The organism is Comamonas terrigena NBRC 13299 (assembly GCF_006740045.1).
Classification (GTDB): Bacteria; Pseudomonadota; Gammaproteobacteria; order Burkholderiales; family Burkholderiaceae_C; genus Comamonas; species Comamonas terrigena.
The window spans coordinates 3,490,285-3,509,643 of record NZ_AP019749.1 but is presented as its reverse complement, the minus strand read 5'-3'; the positions used below and the strand labels follow the sequence as shown (position 1 = coordinate 3,509,643).

The following is a 19,359-nucleotide window of genomic DNA, read 5'->3' as shown; positions in this document are numbered from 1 at the left end:
CCGCAGGCAGCCGGCGCGGATCAGTACCAGGTCGACCGGGAAGGGGCTCAGCGGCGGTAACGGCGGCCGCCTTCGCTGTTCTTGCCCACTTCATTGCCCAGCAGGGCGCCGGCAGCGGCGCCGCCGATGGTGCCCACCGGGCCGCCGAAGAGGGCATTGCCCAGCACGCCGCCGGCGACGGCACCCACACCGGTGCCGATCTGGCTGTTCGATGGGTGGTGGGCACATCCGGCCATGCCGAAGGCAGCCAGGGTCAGGGTGGTCAGGGCCAGGGTTCGCTTCATCACAACAATTCCTCCTTATGGAATCACCAACTCTCACCAACGGAGTTGTTGGCGCATGGGCGCACTGTGCCGTCTCGCAGGCCGGGTTTTGCGAAGAACCTGTCGCCGGCACATAAAGATGTGTAACAAAGCGCATGCGTTGACAGGGCAAATCGAATTGCTTGAAAGCAAAGGTTTCTATTGCATGAAAAGGTGTGCAAATTCCACGCAAGGTGCAGCGGCACCACCGACAGCGCTACAGTACGCGCAGCAAGCGCGCACCGATGGGTGGGCGTTCTGAGCGTGTGCCGAAAAATCCGCTGGAATGACGGCCCCACGCCCTACCGATTACTGAGAGAGCGCATTTTGGAAATCATCCAGTTTCTGATCGACTTCATCCTCCACGTGGACAAGCACCTGGAGGCGTTTGTGCTGGCCTATGGTCCGTGGGTGTACGGACTGTTGTTCCTCATCGTGTTTGTGGAAACCGGCGTGGTGGTCATGCCGTTTCTGCCGGGCGACTCGCTGCTGTTCATCGTCGGTGCGCTGGCCGGCGCCGGCATGATGGACTATTCGCTGGCCTGCGGGGTGTTGCTGGCCGCGGCGATCCTGGGCGACCAGAGCAACTACAGCATCGGGCGCTTTCTGGGGCCCAAGGTGTTCCAGTGGGAGGATTCGCGCTGGTTCAACCGCCGGGCGTTTGACCAGGCGCACAACTTCTATGAGCGCTATGGCGGCATCACCATCATCCTGGCGCGGTTCATGCCGTTCATTCGCACGTTTGCGCCGTTCGTGGCCGGTGTGGCGCACATGGGACGCGGCAAGTTCACGCTGTTCAACGTGGTGGGTGCACTGATCTGGGTGCTGGGCATCACGGCCGCCGGCTATTTCTTCGGCAATCTGGCATTTGTGAAGCAGCACCTGGAAAAGATCATCTGGGCGCTGATTCTGGTGCCGGGCCTGATCGCCATCTACGGCGCCTGGCGCGCCGGCCGCAAGGAGCAGCAGGTCGCCATCCGCTGACCGGAGGGCGGATCCCGCACGGCGCCGTGCGGGCCGGGACAAAAAAAGCCACTGCAGCGCTGCAGTGGCTTTTTTCATGGCGGGTGCGCTGCCAGCCACGCCCGGCACGGTGGCCGGGGGTTGGCAGTCCCCCGTCCAGGCGGTCAGCGGCGGTCCTGGTTCTTGCCGATCTGGTTGCCAATCACGGCGCCTGCGGCCGCACCACCGATAGTGCCGACAGGGCCGCCGAAAACGGCATCCCCCACCACCCCACCGGCGACGGCGCCTACGCCCGTCCCCAGTTGCTGGTTGTTGGCACAGCCACCGAGGCCTGCTGCCAATGCCAGCACGGCGACACAGCTACCAAGGCGTTGCAATGTGTGCATTTCAGCTCCTTTCATCCATCTGTGAGCTGCAGTGCGCAGCCCCATTGCAGACAGTCTTGCCTGCTGGGCTGCACCAGCGTGTCGGACATCCATCGGGTATCCATGTAGGACGCAAGGAGGGCTACGCTTTGTCTCGGTTGTTTCATGCCTGGCGCAGGCTGGGCGGCTCCGTGCGCGAGCGGGGTGCTGCACGCTCCTGGGCGATGGCCGTGATCGAGCCGTCAGGCGCATGGTGGATCACCGATACCGGTTGGGAACGCAGGTTGTCGAGGGCCGCCTGGTCGATGCCGTAGCTGCGGGTCAGACGTGCATCGTCCAGGGCGCTGGCGGAACTGCGGCGGGTCTTGCCGTGGAAACGGCTCCAGTTGTACAGCGCCCAGACCAGCAGGAACAGACCCTGCAGCACCATGGCCAGGGCGTAGATGATCAAGGTGTCCACGGACGGCATGACGCGGGAGAAGAACGGCATGTCCACGCCCTGCATCTGGTTGCTGCCCACGGCCATGATGCCGCGGACCAGCAGGTACAGAAAGGCGCACCAGGCCAGCAGGGTCACGATCCAGTCCACCGCATGCCGGAACGCGGAGCGCTGGCTGCGGATCACCATGGTGGAGGCATCGATTTCAAGCGGCAGGTGGTTGGCTGCCGGTGTGGTGGGGGTGGCCATCATGGTGTCTCCAGTTGTTGGATACCCCGGTCCGGGCTGACCCAGCGGGCGCGCTGGGGCTGGCGGCGCAGCATGACCTTGGGAAAGCTCACCAGGCTGGTGAACAGATTGGTCATCCAGAACACCAGCGGGTACCAGATCACCCAGAACAGGGTGCCGACCAGGCCTTTCTCATAGCGCCGGTCGATGTAGATGCTGACCGCGAACTGCAGCAGACAGGTGGCCCCCAGCACCAGGCCGGTGAACGCCGGCGGGAACAGGGTTTCCACATGGATATGGGTCGGCAGCGGCATGACCTTACCCAGCAGGAACAGCAGGATCGACAGCACAAAGGCGTAGGCCCACAGGGTGGAGACCAGAAACTCCGCCAGCAGCGGCCACATGCGGCGGTTGCGCCAGCGCAGCAGGCTGCCGAAGTTCTTCAGGAAGATCTCGGCGCCGCCCTGGGCCCAGCGCAGGCGCTGCTTCCACAGGCCGCGCAGGGTTTCGGGCATCAGAATCCAGCCCAGCGCGCGGGGTTCGTAGAAGATGGACCAGTGGTCGCGCTGCAGCTTCCAGCTGATGTCGATGTCCTCGGTCACCATGTCCAGGCTCCAGTAGCCCACGCGGTCCAGTGCCTGGCGGCGGAAAGCCGCAATCACACCCGACACGGTGAACACCTGGCCGTACACCCGCTGGGTGCGCTTGATCAGGCCGATGATGGACGAGAACTCGCCGACCTGGACAATGCCCACCAGCGTGGAGCGCGTGCGCACCCGGGGGTTGCCGGTCACGGCGCCGACGCGCGGGTTGTCCAGCATGGGCCGCACCAGAAAGGACACGGCATCGGGGTCGAGAATGGCGTCGCCATCGATGCAGACCAGGTACTCGCTGTTGGACGACAGCGCGCCCATGCGCAGCGCCATGGCCTTGCCCTGGTTTTCGGCCAGGTGCACCACGCGCAGGCGGGGGTGGGCGGCTGCCATGCGTTCCAGCAGGACGGCCGTGCCGTCGGAGGAGCCATCGTTGACGGCGATCACCTCCACATTCGCGTAGCGCTGCTGCAGCGCCGCCAGCAAGGTCTCCTCGGCATTCTTTTCTTCGTTGAAGCAGGGGATGATGATGGCCACCTGGGGTGAGCCGGGCAGGGGGGGCACCTCGCGGTCTTCCAGGCGGTCACCCCATTTCCATGCGCGCTCCAGGTGCAGATAGAAATACAGGCCCCCCGCCATCCACAGCGCCGACATCAGCAGCGGGTAGAAGAAGACAAAGTCCAGGACCAGGTCGCCCGTGACAGCCACGGCGACCACGAATGGCATGGCGATGACACACACCATGAGCACAAAGGCAAAGATTCGGTGTTTCATGGGTAGGGATACCAGGTAATGGACATGTGGGGACGGATGTCCTTCAGCACGGGATGGTCCTGGGTGAAGTCATCCGGGTAATAGCCGTAGTGCTGCACGCCACGCAGTTGCAGCCGGCGCATCCAGGTGGCAATCACCTGGGAGTCGATCAGCTGAGCGGTGGAAGACGCGTGCGCGCCGGGTTGGCGCCAGTCGCGCGTCTGCAGCTCGAAAATGGTTTTCTGCAGCGCGCCCGGGCGTTGGGCCATGTGGTCCACCAGCTGGTCCAGCCAGCGGTTGGCGTCCTGCCGGGGCACCGATTCCATGTAGGGCATGGCCATCGGTGCGGTCCAGTCATAGGCGTTCAGGAAGTCGTCGGGGTTCTGCGCGAACCATTGTTCGGCCTTGGGGTCCAGGATCGGGGCAGCAAAAATGTTGCGGGCGGTCTTGATTTCCGGGCCGCGGATCCTGCGCACCTTGTCCGTCAGCTCCTGCGTGAACTGCACCAGGGCCTGGGATTTGAAGCGTGTCCAGCGCTGCATCAGCGCCGGATCCGCGCGGATGGCACGGATGTCCTGGGGCAGCCCGGCACGCTCATAGGCCGCCAGGGCATCGGGGCCGGCATCCTCAAAATCGGACAGCAGGGCATCATCGTGGTAGAGCACCCCGGCAAACGATGCATGGCGGGCCAGGTCCTCGTACAGCCTGCCGACGGCCGCGCGGTTGCGGGCATTGAAAGGGCTCAGGCGCTGGTACTGCCCGGGATCGACCGCCACCTGGCCATCGGCCGGGTTCCATCGGCTGACGCGTGGGTAGCTGTCGTCCAGCGCCAGGCTCAGCACCGGCATCCAGGCATAGACGCGCACACCGCCGCGGCTGGCCAGCTGCCAGGCCACACGGTTGAAGAGGTCGGCACGCATGGGCAGCACCGTGTTGGGAAAGTAGACCTCCCGGACCAGACCGTCGCCATCGGGATCGGAAAACGCCTGCAGGAAGACGGTGTTGATCTTCATGTCCGCAATGCGCTGCACCAGCAGGTCCAGGTTCTTGGCCTGCTGCGCCGGATCGGCGTCGTACAGGTAGTCCAGATCGATGTGCGCGACCCGCAGATTGGGGGAGGGAGCCTCGTCCACCATCAGTGCCGCAATCGACTCGATGTTGTCGCGCCCCGTCATCAGCAGGCGCGGCACGTTGTCGGGTTTCTGCACATCGGCCAGACCCACTTCCAGGGTCAGGAACAGCTCGTAGCCTTCTTCGCGGATGATCTGCAGCGCTTCGCCGCTGGCGCGGCCGTAGGGCCAGACCCAGACCCGGGGCTTGCGGCCTGTGGTTTCGATGATGGTGCGCGTGACGGCCCGCACATCGTCGCGCACCCGCTGCTGGAATTCCTGCGAGGTCTCGTAGCGCTGCTGGTCCGGCAGGTACTGGTGGTTGGCCATATGGGGCATCAGATTGCCCTGGGGGTTGCCCTGGCTGCCCTTGTGGGAGGCGAAGGTGTGGGCGCCGATTTCCACCAGCGGCGACTTGGCCACCTGGCCCAGCTCCTTTGCGTTCAGGAACAGCTCCCGGGGGGCAGGTTCATCGCCAAAGATCACGGGCTGGGAGGCCGGGGTCAGCATCCAGCTGCCCACCGGCGCCAGCACCGCCGGCCAGTGGAAGCTGCGCAGCAGAGGGATCACCCGGGTGTAGAAGTCCTTGTAGCCATCGTCGAACGTCAGCAGCACGGCCTTGGGCGGAAGCTCCGGACCGCCTTTCTGGGCGGCCAGGATCTGGTCCACCGACACGGCCTGGTAGCCGTTCATGCGCAGCCATTGCAGCTGCGCCACCAGCTGGTCCGTGCGCACGGCAATGAAGGACTGGTCGGCCACGCCGTCCTGGATGGCGTGGTAGGCCAGGGTCAGATAGTGGTTGCGGGGCCAGGCCTTGTCATGGCTGGCGACAGTGCGTTCGGCGGGCGGGGTGAACACCGGAATGTCTTTGGCACAGCCAGCCCCGAGCAGTGCGGCGGCGGACAGCAGCAAGGCCAGCAGGCGGCGGAAGGAGCGGGTGGGTGTGTTCATGGCTTGCTTCAGAATCGGTAAGTCAGATCAAACACAAGACGCCATTCGCGCTCATGCACCCCGTCATAGGGGCGGCGCAGTACAGACAGCGTGGCCCCCATCTCCAGCACATCGTTGTGCTTGTAGCGCTGCCCGTAGCTGATGAATTGCGCGGCGCCCGTGCCATAGCCCTGCTGGTGCACCCCACCCAGGCCGATGCTGGCTTTCTGGGTCCATTGCGTTTCATAGCGCTGGTAGATCGTGTGGTTCCATTGCAGCGAAGGCATCAGCCCCACTTCACGGCGCGGGCTGTAGTACGGCACATCGGTGCGGGAGTTGCGCGCCGCGTAGCCCTCGATCCCCAGGTCCAGGAACCAGGTGGTGCGGGTCAGCAGGCGTTCCTTGCCGGTGACCAGCAGCTCGGTGCGGTGGTTGCCATCGCTGAAGCGCGACGGGGTGATGCCGACGCTCCACTCCCGCAGCTCGCTTTGGCGCCAGCGCAGGCCCAGTTCCACACTGTTGCTGGTGATGCCGTTGTGCAGGGCGCGCAGCGGTGTGGCACGGGAGCGCCAGTTGGCCGCAGCGCTCAGTTGCCAGTGGTCGTCGATGTCATAGGCCGCCGCCACGCGTGCCCCGGTCTTGGAGCCCTGCCCGAAGCTGCTGCTGGAGACTTCGGCCTCGGCCCACCAGTCGCGGCTGCGCCACTCCAGGCCGACACGGCCGAAGTTCTGTTGCCCCTTGCCTTCGGGGAAGTTGCCGGTGCGGTGTCCCGCCCCTGCAAACAGACGCCAGTTGTAGTTCAGCGGCGGGGTGTAGAGCGTGGTCTCCAGCCCGAAGTCGCGGCTGCCGAACACGGGGTTGCCGTCGCCGTTGCTGCCGCCCCTGCTCAGCCCCTTGTAGCCGGAAACCTGCAGTTCCGCCATGTTGTGGACCTCCCAGGCGCGGGCTAGGCGCTTGGCGGAGGGAGCTTCCGGAAAGCGGCCAATGGTGTCGGCGCTCAGCAGCTCGGCCTGGCGCCATTCCTGCAGCACCAGCGCCGTCTGGCCCTGGTGGGTTTCCACATTCAGGTCGCGCGGCTCGTAGCCTTCGGCAATCTTCAGTTCCTGCTCGGCCAGGCGCGGCCAGCCCCGCATGCGGTAGGCCCAGGCCAGGTCGGTGCGCAGGCTGTTGTTCCAGGGAGCGGCATCCACCAGATCCTTGAGCCGGGCCTGCCCGCCCGCCAGGTCGTTGGCATACAGGTCCACCATGATGGCGGTGTGCTGCACTTCCAGATAGGACTCGTTGGGCACATTGGATTTTTCGCCTTCCACATAGCGCCACTTGGCATAGTCCTGCTGCATGGCGCGCACATGCTGCTGTGCTTCGGCCAGCCGGTCCTGGTCGGTATAGGCGTACAGCAGCCCCTGGTCCTGGGCCAGACGTGCCTGGTCGTCGTTGCGCATATAGCCGGATGCCGCCAGTTTCCGGTAGATCGCTTCGGCCTGTTCGGGCTGGCGCAGGTAGAGATAGGCCGATGCCACATCACCCAAGGCGAAGACCGGGATGTCCACGCCCGCGGCCTGCAGGTCTTCGTATTCCCGCACCAGCTCGGACATGTAGGCGCGTGAATGCAGGGCCTGCAGCCGGTCGATGCGTGCCTGCTGGATCAGCGGCGCCGTCTCCGGGCCCTGTGCCGCCCATTGCGCCAGCAGTGCGTCGTAGCGTGCCAGGGCCTGGTCGGCGACCGCGAAGCGCTCGGCTTCGCTGCGGGCGGTAACGCGGGAAAAGCGCACCCACTCGGCCGCTTCATCGGCCTGCAGGGTACGGAACTGGGCGGGGGTAAGCAGGCCGGGCTGGCGCGCGGCCAGTTCCAGTGCCTGGTGGGCCATGCCCGCCCGCTGCAGCGCAAAAATGTATTCACGCAGCACATAGCCCTGGCCGGGGGCGATCTGCTGCGCCCGGTCGACATATTCCAGGGCCGCAAAGCTGCCGTTTTGTCGCAGCTGCGTATAGGCCTTGACCAGCAGGGCGTCGGCACTGTCAGGGGCCTGGCGCAGCACGCCATCGGCCAGGGCACTGGCCTGCGCCTGCTGGCCGCTGTCGGTCAGCACATAGATCTCGCCATACTGGAAGGCCGTGTCCCGGGGGTATTGCGCACGGCCCTGGCGGTAGTACGCCAGCGCTTCGTCCCACTGCTGGGCGTCCCGCTTTTGCTGCGCCAGCTGCAGCAACTGGTCCCGGGCAGCCGGGGCGGAGGGCGTTTGTGCCAGTGCGGCGCTGCCCAGGCAGGTCACCAGCACGGCGACAGAAATGGCCCGGGGCACTCGCTGCAGGAAAGGGCTGGATGCAGAGCGTATGTGCATGGGAAATGGCCTCTCTCGTATGGGCAATGCGGTGCGCAAGAATTGAAAATTTCTATGTAAGTAGATGCTTGCATTTGATTCATGTATTCAAGCACTTTTCCTTGCAAAACCGATGCGACTTTGGATGGGTAATGACGTTTATTTGATGTTTCCTAGGGTTTGCACTAAGGTGTGGCGGTGCTGGCAAGGCGGGGATGCGGCGACAGGATTGGCTGCTGTGAAGTGAGCGTGCACCACCTGTAAATCTCAAGCGCTGTGTGAGAAATCAATGCACCGGCTGTTCCTCTCTGGCGATCCGCAGCCACGGCAGAGACGGAGGGTGAAATGCATAGAGATGATGAAAATCTATGGATCGATAGTTGATTTTTATGCTCTGGTGCGCCGCGGTACTTCGGACCAGTCCTACCGCTTTGTAGGTGGCAAACGTTGTTTCAGACCGGGACGTGTGTGCCAGGGTGCGGTGCGCCCGATGGCGTAGCCCCCCGGGACAGGCCAGCGCAGATTGGCCTCAAAGGCGTGGGCCGGCTCGCTGCCGCAAGGAGGAAAAGGGCGGCGAAAAGGGCGGCGAAAAGGGTGGCAAAAGGACGGTCATACCCACCGTGAACGCCCGTCAGACGGTGTAAGCAGGGGTATGGGTCGACTGTCGTTTGCGGCCAACGCGCAGGGCCGGAAAGGCCGGGGGCGGCCAAGCAAAAGGCCCATCCGGGGGATGGGCCTGGTCGGGGCGCGGGGGCCGTCGGTTTACACCGTGCGGCTGCGGGCCAGCGGCGGGTTCTTGGCGAAGTAGAGCTTGATGCCGCGCATCAGCGCATCGGCCAGCTGGGTCTGGTAGGCCGCACTGCGCAGCTTGGCCTCTTCTTCCGGGTTGCTGATGAAGGCGGTTTCCACCAGCACGCTGGGAATGTCGGGGGCCTTGAGCACGGCAAAGCCGGCCTGCTCCACCCGCGGCTTGTGCAGCTTGGCCATGTCGCCAATCTGGCCCAGCAGATGGGAGCCGAGCTTGAGGCTGTCGTTGATCTGGGCCGTGGTGCTCATGTCCAGCAGCATCTGCTGCACATTGCGATCCTGGCTTTTGACGTTCAGTCCGCCCACCAGGTCGGCCTGGTTTTCCTTGTTGGCCAGCCAGCGCGCGGCCGTGCTGGAGGCGCCTTTCTGGCTCAGGGCGAACACGCTGGCGCCTTTGGCGGCGGGCGTGGTGAAGGCATCGGCATGGATGCTGATGAACAGATCGGCCTGCACGCGCCGGGCTTTTTCCACCCGCGTGCCCAGGGGCACGAAGAAGTCGGCATCGCGCGTCAGGAAGGCGCGCATGGGGCTGCCGCCCACGCTGCTGGCGTTGATGCGGTCCCGCAGCAGATGGGCAATGCGCAGCACCACATCCTTCTCCCGCGTGCCGCCAGGGCCGATGGCGCCGGGGTCTTCGCCACCATGGCCGGGGTCGAGGGCCACGATGATGATGCGGTCCGTGCGCTGGGCCGTGGCCACCGTGGGGCCGACCGGACGCTTGGAAGGTGCCGGTTCGGGCGGCGGTGTGACAGGGGGCGTGGGTGCCGTGGCCACCACCGAAGGGGGCGTGGCAGGTGCCGGGGCCGGCGCAGGTTTGGCCGGCACGCTGGGGGCCGGCCTGTTGCCATGCTGGGCAATCAGGTCGCCCAGCGGGTCAGCTTCAGGCGGCACGCCGCTGCCCATGGCGGGCTGGTGGGATTGTGCGGTCTGCGGGCCGGCGTCGCGCAGGCGCTCGCTGATCAGCGCTTCCATCGGATCCACGGCCTTGGCCGGGTAGAGGTCGAACACCAGCCGGTGCTGGTAGGCCGCCACCGGCTGCAGGGTGAAGACCTGGGGCACGGCTTCCTGCTTGAGGTCGATGACCAGTCGCACCACATTGGGCGCGTTCTGGCCCACACGGATGGCCTTGATGTTCGGGTCGTCGGGGCGGACCTTGGCCACCAGGTCCTTGAGGGCCGGGTTCAGGTCGATGCCTTCGATGTCCACCGCCAGCCGGGGCGGCGAGGCCACGAAGAACTGCTTGGCCACCAGCGGCGTGTCGGATTCCAGCGTGACGCGGGAATACTCCGGCGCAGGCCAGACGCGCACCGCCACGATGCTGGCGCCACGGGCGATCTGCTGGCTGCCGAGCAGCAGCACCAGCGAGCCGGCCTGCAGCAGATGGCGGCGGGTCAGCGGGGAAGAAGGGGCGGGACGGTTAGTGGTGTCGTCACTCATGCGGGCCATTGCTGCAGCATCTGGGCGCCAGCCTGCGTATGGGCATGCAAGCTCACGCGGCGCTGCGTGTCATCAATTGCTTCGATATGGATAGCTATGTCCGCAGGAGGCGTGAGCGCTGCGGCCTTTTCCGGCCATTCTGCCAGTTTCAGGCCATCGCTGGCAAAGATGTCCCGAAAACCGGCATCTTCCCACTCGCGCGGATCGTCAAAACGGTAGAAATCAAAGTGCCACACCGGCATGGCTGCGCATTCATGCGGTTCCACCACGGCATAGGTAGGGCTTTTGATGCGGCCGCTCACGCCCAGGGTGCGCAGCAGATGGCGCACAAAGGTGGTCTTGCCGGCGCCCAGGTCGCCATGCAAGGTGATGTAGGCATTGCTCAGCTGGGGCAGTGCGGCCAGCTGGCGGGCAAAGGCGGCGGTGTCGTCCTCGCTGTGCCAAATAAGCTGGCGCGAGGCAAGGGAGAGCGTCATTTCTAAAATAGCGGGGTTATGGTCTGCAGCAGTCAACTCGTTCCTCACATACAAGACTGGGCTCGCGAGTTGGGATTTTCCCAAATTGGCGTGGCCGGTGTCGACTTGTCCTCTGCAGAGCCTGGGCTGCTGCAATGGCTGGCCGCCGGTTGCCATGGCGAGATGCACTATATGGAAAGCCATGGCCTCAAGCGTGCCCGCCCGGCCGAACTGGTGCCGGGCACGCTGAGCGTGATCACCGCCCGCATGGATTATCTGCCCCAGACCACCCCGGCGGGCTGGCAGGCCGTGGAGTTCGAGCGCCTGCAGCGTCCGCAGGAGGGCATCGTCTCGGTCTACGCCCGGGGGCGGGACTACCACAAGGTGCTGCGGGCGCGGCTGCAGAAGCTGTCCGACCGCATCGCCCAGGAGATCGGCCCCTTCGGCCACCGCGTGTTCACCGACTCCGCGCCGGTGCTGGAGGCCGAGCTGGCCCAGCGCAGCGGCCAGGGCTGGCGCGGCAAGCACACGCTGGTGCTCAGCCGGGAGGCCGGCTCCATGTTCTTTCTGGGTGAAATCCTGGTGGACATGGCGCTGGAGCCGACCGAACCGGTCAGCGGCCACTGCGGCAGCTGCAGCGCCTGCATGCAGGCCTGCCCCACCGGTGCCATCGTGGCGCCGCACCAGGTGGATGCGCGCCGCTGCATTTCCTACCTGACCATCGAGCACGACGGCCCCATTCCGCTGGAACTGCGCCCGCAACTGGCCAACCGCATCTACGGCTGCGATGACTGCCAGCTGGCCTGCCCGTGGAACAAGTTTGCCCAGCCCAGCCGCCTGGCGGACTTCGATGCGCGCGACGGTCTGGCCGGCAGCAGCCTGGTGCAGCTGTTCGCCTGGGATGAAGCGCAGTTTCTGCGCCGCACCGAAGGCAGCCCCATCCGCCGCATCGGCCATGCGCGCTGGCAGCGCAACATCGCCGTGGCCATGGGCAATGCGCTGCGCAGCCTGCCGGCCGGCGCCGAGCGCGATGCGGTGCAGTCCGCCCTGGCGGCCCAGGCCGCCCACCCCAGCGACCTGCTGCGCGAGCATGTGCAGTGGGCGCTGGCGCAGTGCGCCTAGGCGTAGAGCGCTAAGGAACCAGCGACAGCGCAAACGGCAGGCTGGCCACCCCCAACACCGTGGACAGCGTCACCAGACCCGCCACATACGGCCCGTTGTAGCCCATGCGCGCCGCCAGCACATAGCAGGTGCTGGCCGTAGGCATGGCCGAGAACAGCAGCAGGATCAGCGCCTGCGTGCCTTCCAGGCCCAGCAGGTGGATGGCACCCAGCGCAATCAGCGGCTGGATGAAGTGGCGGATGGCCAGCACGCCCACGCTCAGGCGCTTGGCGTGGGTCAGCAGGCCAAGTTGCATGCCGGCACCGGCGGACATCAGTCCCAGTGCGATGGAGGCGGCGCCAATGCGGCTGACCGGTGGCTCCAGCCAGCTGGGCATGCGAAAGCCCAACAGATTGGCCACCAGACCGCAGACCGTAGCCACGATCAGCGGGTTGCGCACCAACTGGCCCCAGAAGCTGTGTTCTCCCGCACGGGCCATGGGCCAGACGGCTGCGATGTTGAACATGGGGACGCAAAAGCCGATCAGCACCGAGATATAGAGCAGCCCCTCGGGCCCGGCCAGCCGGTCGGCCAGCGCCAGGCCGATGAAAGAATTGAAGCGGAACGCCACCTGGGCCGCGCTGGCGTGGTCGCGCAGGTTCACATGGCCTTTCAGGCCCGGCCACCAGGGCAGGCTGTATGCCAGGGCCACGCCCACCAGGCCGGACAGCACGCCGGCCGCAATCAGATTGGAGGTGGCCGCCCAGTCCAGCGGGCTTTTGACGATTGAGTGAAACAGCAGCACCGGAAACAGCAGGTAGTACACCAGTGCTTCGGCGCCTTGCCAGACGCTGCGGTTCAGCGGCGTGAACCGGCACAGCAGGTAGCCCAGCAGAATCAGGGAGAAATCGGGGAAGAGGAGCTGGGCGTAATTCACGGGCGCCAAGCATACGCCGGGAATGCGCAGCACCGGAGCAGGGGTGCGATGGCCCTGCCACGGAAGTGACAAGCGATGCCGCGCTGCGGCGACGGCGCACAGCGGCCCACGGCGCGAATCTGCGTGAAAACCCGGCATGCCTAGCGCAGAAACAGGGCCTGCGATGTCAGCTTTTGTCAGTGTTTGCGCTAGTCGGGGGTAAACACCTAGGTATTTGGCCATTGCCAGTGGTCGGCTGGATAAAAGGGCGCTTTAGCATCGCCATTCCCCCCTTGGAGACAGAATTGAGGAGTACTTTCATGGATCGTCGTTGCTGGATGGGTGTTGTGTTGGCGTTGGCCGGTTCGGCCGCCATGGCTGATGCATCGTTCCCCAACAAACCCATCAAGTTGCTGGTGCCGTTTGCGGCCGGCGGCACCACCGACATCATCGCGCGCGTGATTTCCGAGCCCCTGTCCAAGGAGCTGGGCCAGCCGGTGATCGTGGAAAACCGTGGCGGTGGCGGCGGCGTCATTGGCGCGCTGGAAACCTCGCGCCAGAAGGCCGATGGCTACAACCTGGGTATTGCCACCGTGTCCACCATGGCCACCAACCCGGCCATCAACCCCAAGAACCCCTATGACCCGCTGACGGCCTTCACCCCCATCGTCAACATTGCGGCCACGCCCAATGTGATCGCGGTGAACCCCAAGTTCGCCGGTGCGGCCAACTACAAGGCATTTGAAGCCGAGCTCAAGAAGAATCCCGGCAAGTATTCCTACGGTTCCTCGGGTACGGGCGGCATCCAGCACATGCTGATGGAGCTGTACAAGAGCCTGACCGGCATCGAAATGACCCACGTACCCTACCGTGGCGCGGGCCCGGCCCTGAACGACGCTGTGGCCAACCAGATCCCGATGATTCTGGACAACCTGCCTTCGGCACTGCCCTTCATCAAGGACAAGCGTCTGGTGGCCATCGCCGTGGCGGCCCCCCAGCGCCTGAGCGTGCTGCCCGATGTGCCCACCTTCAAGGAAGTGGGCCTGGAGCCGGTGAACCGCATGGCCTTCTACGGCCTGATCGGCCCCAAGGGCATGCCCAAGGAAGTGGTGGACAAGATCAATGCCGCCACCCGCAAGGCGCTGCAGGATCCCGCCATCCGCAAGCGCATCGAAGACACGGGCTCGGTCATCGTGGGCAACACGCCCGAGCAGTTCGCCAAGGAAACCAAGGACGAACTCACCATCTACAAGGAAGTGGTGGCCAAGCAGAAGCTGACGCTGGAATGAGCGCCACCTGAGCTGGAAAAAAAGCCGCGCAGTGCGCGGCTTTTTTGTGCCCGGAGATTCCCTGCAGCAGGGCCGCCGGGGCATGCGGCAGGGCACATGAAAAAGCCTGCGCGGCGGTGGCCGGCAGGCTTTGGTGAATCGCTCCCGCACACGGTGCGGGAGGAGGCTGGCGCTTACAGCGAATCGATGAAGCTGCGCAGCTTGTCGCTGCGGCTGGGGTGCTTCAGCTTGCGCAGTGCCTTGGCTTCGATCTGGCGGATGCGCTCGCGCGTCACGTCGAACTGCTTGCCCACTTCTTCCAGCGTGTGGTCGGTGGACATTTCAATGCCGAAGCGCATGCGCAGCACCTTGGCTTCGCGGGGGGTCAGGCCATCGAGGATGTCCTTGACCACGTCGCGCAGGCCGGCCTGCATGGCGGCATCGATGGGGGCGGTGTTGTTGCCGTCCTCGATGAAGTCGCCCAGGTGCGAATCGTCGTCGTCGCCGATGGGGGTTTCCATCGAGATCGGCTCCTTGGCGATCTTCATGATCTTGCGGATCTTGTCCTCGGGGATCTCCATCTTGGCCGCCAGGATGGACGCATCGGGCTCGAAGCCAAACTCCTGCAAGTGCTGGCGCGAGATGCGGTTCATCTTGTTGATGGTTTCGATCATGTGCACCGGGATGCGGATCGTGCGGGCCTGGTCCGCGATGGAACGCGTGATGGCCTGGCGGATCCACCAGGTGGCATAGGTCGAGAACTTGTAGCCGCGGCGGTATTCGAACTTGTCCACCGCCTTCATCAGGCCGATGTTGCCTTCCTGGATCAGGTCCAGGAACTGCAGGCCACGGTTGGTGTACTTCTTGGCAATGGAGATCACCAGGCGCAGGTTGGCCTCGATCATTTCCTTCTTGGCATCGCGGCTGGAGCGTTCACCGTCGTTCATGCGCTTGTTGATGCGCTTGAGCTCTTCCAGCGGCACCACCACGCGGGACTGCAGGTCGATCAGGTTCTGCTGCAACTCCTGCACGGGCGGGATGTTGCGGGCCATGACGTTGCTCCAAGGCTTGCCGGCGGCGGCTTGCTTGGTGACCCAGTCCAGGTTGAGCAGGTTGGGCGGGAAGTCCTTGATGAAGGTTTCCTGCGGCATGCGGCACTTGTCCACGATGATCTTGCGCAGCTCGCGTTCCTTCTTGCGCACATCGTCCACCTGGGCACGCACCAGATCGCAGAGCTTTTCGATCGTCTTGGCCGTGAAGCGGATGGTCATCAGCTCCTCGGTGATCGTCTTCTGGATCTTCATGTACGTGGCCGAGCCGTAGCCCTCCTTGTCGTACACCTTGTGCATCTTCTCGAAGTGGCCGCGGATGCTGTCGAAGCGCGACAGGGCTTCGTTCTTCAGCTCTTCGAGCTTCTTGGTCAGTGCCTTGGAGCCGCCCTTGCCGTCGTCGTCGTCCTCTTCGTCGTACTCGTCGAAGTCTTCTTCGGCCACATAGTCGTCGTTTTCGTTGGCGTTCACGAAACCGTCGACCACGGTGGAGATCACGACCTTGCCTTCACGGATTTCCTCGGCCATGCCCAGGATTTCCGCAATGGTGGCGGGGGAAGCCGAGATGGCCTCCATCATGTCCATCAGACCGCCTTCGATGCGCTTGGCGATTTCGATTTCGCCTTCGCGCGTCAGCAGTTCCACCGTCCCCATTTCGCGCATGTACATGCGCACAGGGTCAGTGGTGCGGCCGAATTCCGAGTCCACGGTGGACAGGGCCGCTTCGGCTTCTTCTTCCGCTTCTTCTTCGGTGGTGGCCGATTGTCCGGTGTTGTTCAGCAGCAGGGTTTCGGCGTCGGGCGTCTGCTCGTAGACCGCCACACCCATGTCGTTCAACATGGAGATCACGACTTCCAGCGTTTCGGCATCGACCAGCTTGTCGGGCAAGTGGTCGGAGATTTCCGCGTTGGTCAGGTAGCCACGGGTCTTGCCCAGCTTGATCAGGGCCTTCAGGCGCTGGCGGCGGGTGTTCAGTTCGTCTTCGGTCAGGACGGTTTCGTCCAGGCCGAATTCCTTCATCAAGGCGCGTTCCTTCGCCTTGCTGATCTTCATGCGCAGGGGCTTGGCCTTCTCGGTGGTGGTCGTGGTCTCCACTTCCACTTCGGCTTCGGCCTCCACTTCGACATCGCCATCGATGTCGCCGTCAATGTCACCGTCCAGATCGGCATCGTCCATGTCATCCGACATGTCCTTGGGCTTGCCGCCCTTGGCGGCCGTTTCGGCCTTGGGCTTGCGGCCGCGCTTGGCGGGCGCCTTGTCGGTGTCGGCTGCAGCGGCCTTGGCCGTGGTGGTCTTCTTGGCCGCGGCCTTCTTGGCGGCGGCAGGCTTCTTGGCGGGGGCTTCGGCTTCGTCGCCGTCTACAGCTGCAGCTTTCTTGCTGACGCGTTTCTTGGAATCCGCTGCGAGCAGCGCGTCGGCCAGGGCTTTGAGTTCAGCTTGTGATTTGGTTGCCACTTTGGTGTCTTTCTTGGCTTCGGCCGCCTTGGACGAGGCGGGCTTTTTCACGGCAGCGGTCTTTTTGGCAGCTGCAGTCGTGGAAGAGGTCTTGGACTTCGCGGAAGCATCGGGGGCCTGCTGGGACTTCGCGGACTTTGAAACGGGCATGCATACCTCACGGTCAAAAGCGGACACACAAAGAAAACTCGCAAGCGCCTCGAAAACCGGCGCGCACAACACATGCCATGGACGCGCCAAGGCATGTGGGGAGCGGACGGGCTCCCGGGGCAAGATGGGTGGGCGAACATTTGGTGTGCAGTCCTTGCGGTGGAATTGGCCATGCACTTGCTGCAATCCGCGTGAGTTCTGTCACGGGGGCCGGGTCCGGAGGTGCTGCTGTCGCTCTTGCCGAATAGCCTTTAATTATACCTTCGGCAGAAAAAATCAAGAGGTTCGGCGTTATTTTTTCAAAAAAACCTTGCGGATCAATAGTGGCTTGCTAAAGATGCTACGGTTTTTGATGAATTTGAGGGCTGTATGGCCGTTGATCCTGCCCGTACGGCAGCCAGGGGCATGGTGCACCAGGACCCCAGCAGCGTATTTAGAGTAGCTAACCACAACCCTTGATTCACCGTTGCTTCGCCTTGTCGTACGGCTGTACTGTCTGCGGCTTCGCGCCTCGTCTCCACCGCAAACCTGTGGTTTGCTGGGTCGTGTTGCCGCTCTTATTCGCCGACCTGCGGCGCAGGTGCCGCCGCCAGCTGCTTGCGGCGTTCCTGCAGCGCGCGGTAACGGTGCACGGCCTGCGGGTCGGTGGCGACTTCGGCCAGGGCCTGGGCTTCCAGCGTCTTCAGGCGCTTGACCAGCATCAGATTGAGCACGCTGCGCAGCTCGCAGCGCAGCTCGGGCAGCTCGCCTTCGGGCTGGCCATGGGGGCCGTCCATCAGGGTGCGGGCCAGCTGGGCTTCGCCGCTGCTGCCCAGGCGGGACTGCAGCACCGCCCAGGATTGGGGGCCATGCTCCTGGTACTGGCTCTCCACCCAGGCGAACAGCGGGCCGTGCGGGGCGGGCTGGCTGACCAGGGCATCCAGGTCTTCGTTGGCCAGCTCTTCCATGAACTCCATGTGCGACAGCAGCAGGCGGGCGGCCTGGTCCGGGCCCAGCGGCTGGGCGATGCGGGGCGGGCGCGGGGCTTCGTTCCAGCCCGTGTTGCCGGCGCGGTCGCGTCCCCAGGGCTTTTTGCCCCAGCCGTTGCGGCCTTCGCCGCGCGGGCCGTTGCCATTGCGAAAGTTGCCCCGGTTGCCATAGCCATTGCCGCCCTGGCCGCGCGCGCCGCCGGCATAGCCCGTGTACGTGCTGCCACCGGCATCGCCCCAGCCGTCATGGGCGCTGTGGCCGTAGTCGGCGTCCGGCGGTGCCCATTCGGCCGAAGGGGGGACGGACGCGGCCGGGAAGGCCTGTGAACCTGTCGCAGGGGTGGGGTTGGCGCCACCGGCACCGCCACGCTGCCAGCGGTTTTCCTGGGCAGCGGCCTGCTCCCACAGCTCGGTCAGGTCGCTGCTGGACAGCTGGGCCTTGCCCGCCATTTCGGCCAGCAGCTGGCGTTTCAGCGCGCCATCGGGCAGCAGGTTCCACAGCGGCCGGGCCTGGCTGGCCATGCGTGCGCGGCCTTCGGCCTGGCCCAGATCGCAGCCTTCGCTGACGGCGTCCAGCAGAAAGCGCGACAGCGGCAGCGCATCGCCCACATGGCGGGCAAAGGCATCCGGGCCGTGTTCGCGGATGAAGCTGTCGGGGTCGTGCTCGGCAGGCAGGAAGAGGAACTTCACGCTGCGCGTGTCGCTGGCGTAGGGCAGGGCGCCTTCGAGCGCCTTGCGTGCAGCGCGGCGGCCGGCGGCGTCGCCGTCAAAGCTGAACACCACCGCATCGGTGAAGCGGAACAGCTTGTGCACATGCTCGGGGGTGCAGGCCGTGCCCAGCGTGGCCACGGCATTCGGAAAGCCCAGCTGTGCCAGGGCCACCACGTCCATATAGCCTTCGGTGACCAGGGCATAGCCTTTTTCGCGCAGCGCGTTGCGGGCTTCGAACAGGCCGTAGAGCTCGCGTCCCTTGTGGAACAGCGGCGTCTCCGGCGAGTTCAGGTATTTGGGTTTCTCGTCCCCCAGCACGCGGCCGCCAAAGCCGATGCACTCGCCTTTGACATTGCGGATCGGGAACATGATGCGGTCGCGGAAGCGGTCGTAGCGCTTGTCATCGTCTTCGTTGACGATGACCAGGCCCGCTTCCTGCAGCTGCGGATCGTCGTACTGCGGGAATACGCCCGCCAGGTGGCGCCAGCCGGCCGGGGCATAGCCCAGGCCGTAGCGGCTGCAGATGGTGCCGGAGACGCCGCGCTTTTTCAGGTACTCCACCGCATGGGCGGAATCCTTGAGCTGCTTGCGGTAGGAGTCGCCCGCGCGTTCGAGCACATCGGTCAGCGACGCCTGCTGGCGCTTTTGCGCGGCCTGGCGCTCGCGCTCGGCCGGGCTGATGTCGTCCTGCGGCACCTGCATGCCCACCTGCTGGGCCAGGTCCTGCACCGCCTCCACAAAGCCCATGCCGGTGTGCTCCATCAGGAAGCTGATGGCATTGCCGTTCTTGCCGCAGCCAAAGCAGTGGTAGAACTGCTTGGAGGGGCTGACGCTGAACGAGGGCGACTTTTCCCCATGGAAAGGGCACAGCCCCATGAAGTTGGCGCCGCCTTTTTTCAGCGGCACATAGCGGCCGACCACGTCAACCACATCGACGCGGGCAAGCAACTCCTGGAGGAAAGACTGGGGGATGGACACCGGCCGTATTGTGCGCCAAGGCGCCTACCCGGTGCAGCCACAGCAGTATCGGAAGTGCTGC

General features: G+C 64.8%; 14 protein-coding genes. 3 read left to right on the top strand and 11 right to left on the bottom strand.

What is annotated here, in order from left to right; translation table 11 throughout:
* Positions 1–47 precede the first annotated feature (47 nt).
* Positions 48–284: a glycine zipper 2TM domain-containing protein gene (locus CT3_RS15990; protein ID WP_066536417.1), complete on the bottom strand. Its 237-nt coding sequence runs from the start codon at positions 282–284 to the stop codon at positions 48–50.
* 345 nt (positions 285–629) lie between these two features.
* Here CT3_RS15990 and CT3_RS15985 point away from each other — a divergent pair, with 345 nt between their 5' ends.
* On the top strand, positions 630–1,286 hold the full coding sequence (locus CT3_RS15985; protein ID WP_066536414.1) for a DedA family protein: 657 nt from the start codon (positions 630–632) through the stop codon (positions 1,284–1,286).
* A gap of 143 nt (positions 1,287–1,429) precedes the next feature.
* On the opposite strand, the gene CT3_RS15980 is transcribed toward CT3_RS15985, so the two are convergent.
* The 7 genes from CT3_RS15980 to tsaE all read right to left on the bottom strand — a co-directional run bounded on the left by CT3_RS15980 (position 1,430) and on the right by tsaE (position 10,759).
* Positions 1,430–1,651 (bottom strand): glycine zipper domain-containing protein, encoded by a 222-nt coding sequence (locus CT3_RS15980; RefSeq protein WP_066536412.1) that lies wholly within the window; start codon positions 1,649–1,651, stop codon positions 1,430–1,432.
* Between the two features lie 142 nt (positions 1,652–1,793).
* Positions 1,794–2,321 carry a poly-beta-1,6-N-acetyl-D-glucosamine biosynthesis protein PgaD gene (gene pgaD, locus CT3_RS15975; protein ID WP_066536409.1) on the bottom strand — a complete coding sequence of 176 codons (528 nt, stop codon included), beginning with the start codon at positions 2,319–2,321 and terminating at the stop codon, positions 1,794–1,796.
* Entirely contained in the window at positions 2,318–3,664 is a 1,347-nt protein-coding gene (pgaC, locus tag CT3_RS15970) for a poly-beta-1,6-N-acetyl-D-glucosamine synthase (RefSeq protein WP_066536408.1), read from the bottom strand. Before pgaC ends, pgaD begins: the two co-directional genes overlap by 4 nt.
* Complete coding sequence (pgaB, locus tag CT3_RS15965; protein ID WP_066536407.1) at positions 3,661–5,703, bottom strand: poly-beta-1,6-N-acetyl-D-glucosamine N-deacetylase PgaB; 2,043 nt, start codon at positions 5,701–5,703, stop codon at positions 3,661–3,663. The genes pgaC and pgaB overlap by 4 nt, the downstream gene beginning before the upstream one ends.
* 8 nt (positions 5,704–5,711) lie before the next feature.
* Complete coding sequence (pgaA, locus tag CT3_RS15960) at positions 5,712–8,024, bottom strand: poly-beta-1,6 N-acetyl-D-glucosamine export porin PgaA (RefSeq protein ID WP_083520429.1); 2,313 nt, start codon at positions 8,022–8,024, stop codon at positions 5,712–5,714.
* A gap of 741 nt (positions 8,025–8,765) precedes the next feature.
* On the bottom strand, positions 8,766–10,247 hold the full coding sequence (locus CT3_RS15955) for an N-acetylmuramoyl-L-alanine amidase (RefSeq protein WP_098066429.1): 1,482 nt from the start codon (positions 10,245–10,247) through the stop codon (positions 8,766–8,768).
* Positions 10,244–10,759 (bottom strand): tRNA (adenosine(37)-N6)-threonylcarbamoyltransferase complex ATPase subunit type 1 TsaE, encoded by a 516-nt coding sequence (gene tsaE, locus CT3_RS15950; RefSeq protein ID WP_066536393.1) that lies wholly within the window; start codon positions 10,757–10,759, stop codon positions 10,244–10,246. The genes CT3_RS15955 and tsaE overlap by 4 nt, the downstream gene beginning before the upstream one ends.
* Between tsaE and queG the strand changes: the two genes are divergently transcribed.
* Entirely contained in the window at positions 10,742–11,824 is a 1,083-nt protein-coding gene (queG, locus tag CT3_RS15945; protein WP_172591778.1) for a tRNA epoxyqueuosine(34) reductase QueG, read from the top strand. The genes tsaE and queG overlap by 18 nt on opposite strands.
* Positions 11,825–11,834: 10 nt before the next feature.
* Here the strand turns inward: queG and CT3_RS15940 are convergent, their stop codons facing one another.
* Positions 11,835–12,740 carry an AEC family transporter gene (locus CT3_RS15940; protein WP_066537324.1) on the bottom strand — a complete coding sequence of 302 codons (906 nt, stop codon included), beginning with the start codon at positions 12,738–12,740 and terminating at the stop codon, positions 11,835–11,837.
* A 299-nt stretch (positions 12,741–13,039) separates the two neighbouring features.
* Between CT3_RS15940 and CT3_RS15935 the strand changes: the two genes are divergently transcribed.
* Positions 13,040–14,008 (top strand): tripartite tricarboxylate transporter substrate binding protein BugE, encoded by a 969-nt coding sequence (locus tag CT3_RS15935; protein ID WP_066536388.1) that lies wholly within the window; start codon positions 13,040–13,042, stop codon positions 14,006–14,008.
* Between the two features lie 173 nt (positions 14,009–14,181).
* Here the strand turns inward: CT3_RS15935 and rpoD are convergent, their stop codons facing one another.
* Both rpoD and dnaG read right to left on the bottom strand, forming a co-directional pair.
* On the bottom strand, positions 14,182–16,641 hold the full coding sequence (gene rpoD, locus CT3_RS15930) for an RNA polymerase sigma factor RpoD (RefSeq protein ID WP_066536386.1): 2,460 nt from the start codon (positions 16,639–16,641) through the stop codon (positions 14,182–14,184).
* A 557-nt stretch (positions 16,642–17,198) separates the two neighbouring features.
* Entirely contained in the window at positions 17,199–19,298 is a 2,100-nt protein-coding gene (dnaG, locus tag CT3_RS15925; protein WP_066536379.1) for a DNA primase, read from the bottom strand.
* Between the last annotated feature and the right edge of the window lie 61 nt (positions 19,299–19,359).

Coding starts and splice junctions, on each gene's coding strand:
- pgaD (WP_066536409.1), bottom strand. CDS start 2,321: ATGATGGCCACCCCCACCACACCGGCAGCCAACCACCTGCCGCTTGAA.
- pgaC (WP_066536408.1), bottom strand. CDS start 3,664: ATGAAACACCGAATCTTTGCCTTTGTGCTCATGGTGTGTGTCATCGCC.
- CT3_RS15935 (WP_066536388.1), top strand. CDS start 13,040: ATGGATCGTCGTTGCTGGATGGGTGTTGTGTTGGCGTTGGCCGGTTCG.
- pgaA (WP_083520429.1), bottom strand. CDS start 8,024: ATGCACATACGCTCTGCATCCAGCCCTTTCCTGCAGCGAGTGCCCCGG.
- CT3_RS15955 (WP_098066429.1), bottom strand. CDS start 10,247: ATGAGTGACGACACCACTAACCGTCCCGCCCCTTCTTCCCCGCTGACC.
- pgaB (WP_066536407.1), bottom strand. CDS start 5,703: ATGAACACACCCACCCGCTCCTTCCGCCGCCTGCTGGCCTTGCTGCTG.
- rpoD (WP_066536386.1), bottom strand. CDS start 16,641: ATGCCCGTTTCAAAGTCCGCGAAGTCCCAGCAGGCCCCCGATGCTTCC.
- queG (WP_172591778.1), top strand. CDS start 10,742: ATGGTCTGCAGCAGTCAACTCGTTCCTCACATACAAGACTGGGCTCGC.
- CT3_RS15990 (WP_066536417.1), bottom strand. CDS start 284: ATGAAGCGAACCCTGGCCCTGACCACCCTGACCCTGGCTGCCTTCGGC.
- CT3_RS15980 (WP_066536412.1), bottom strand. CDS start 1,651: ATGCACACATTGCAACGCCTTGGTAGCTGTGTCGCCGTGCTGGCATTG.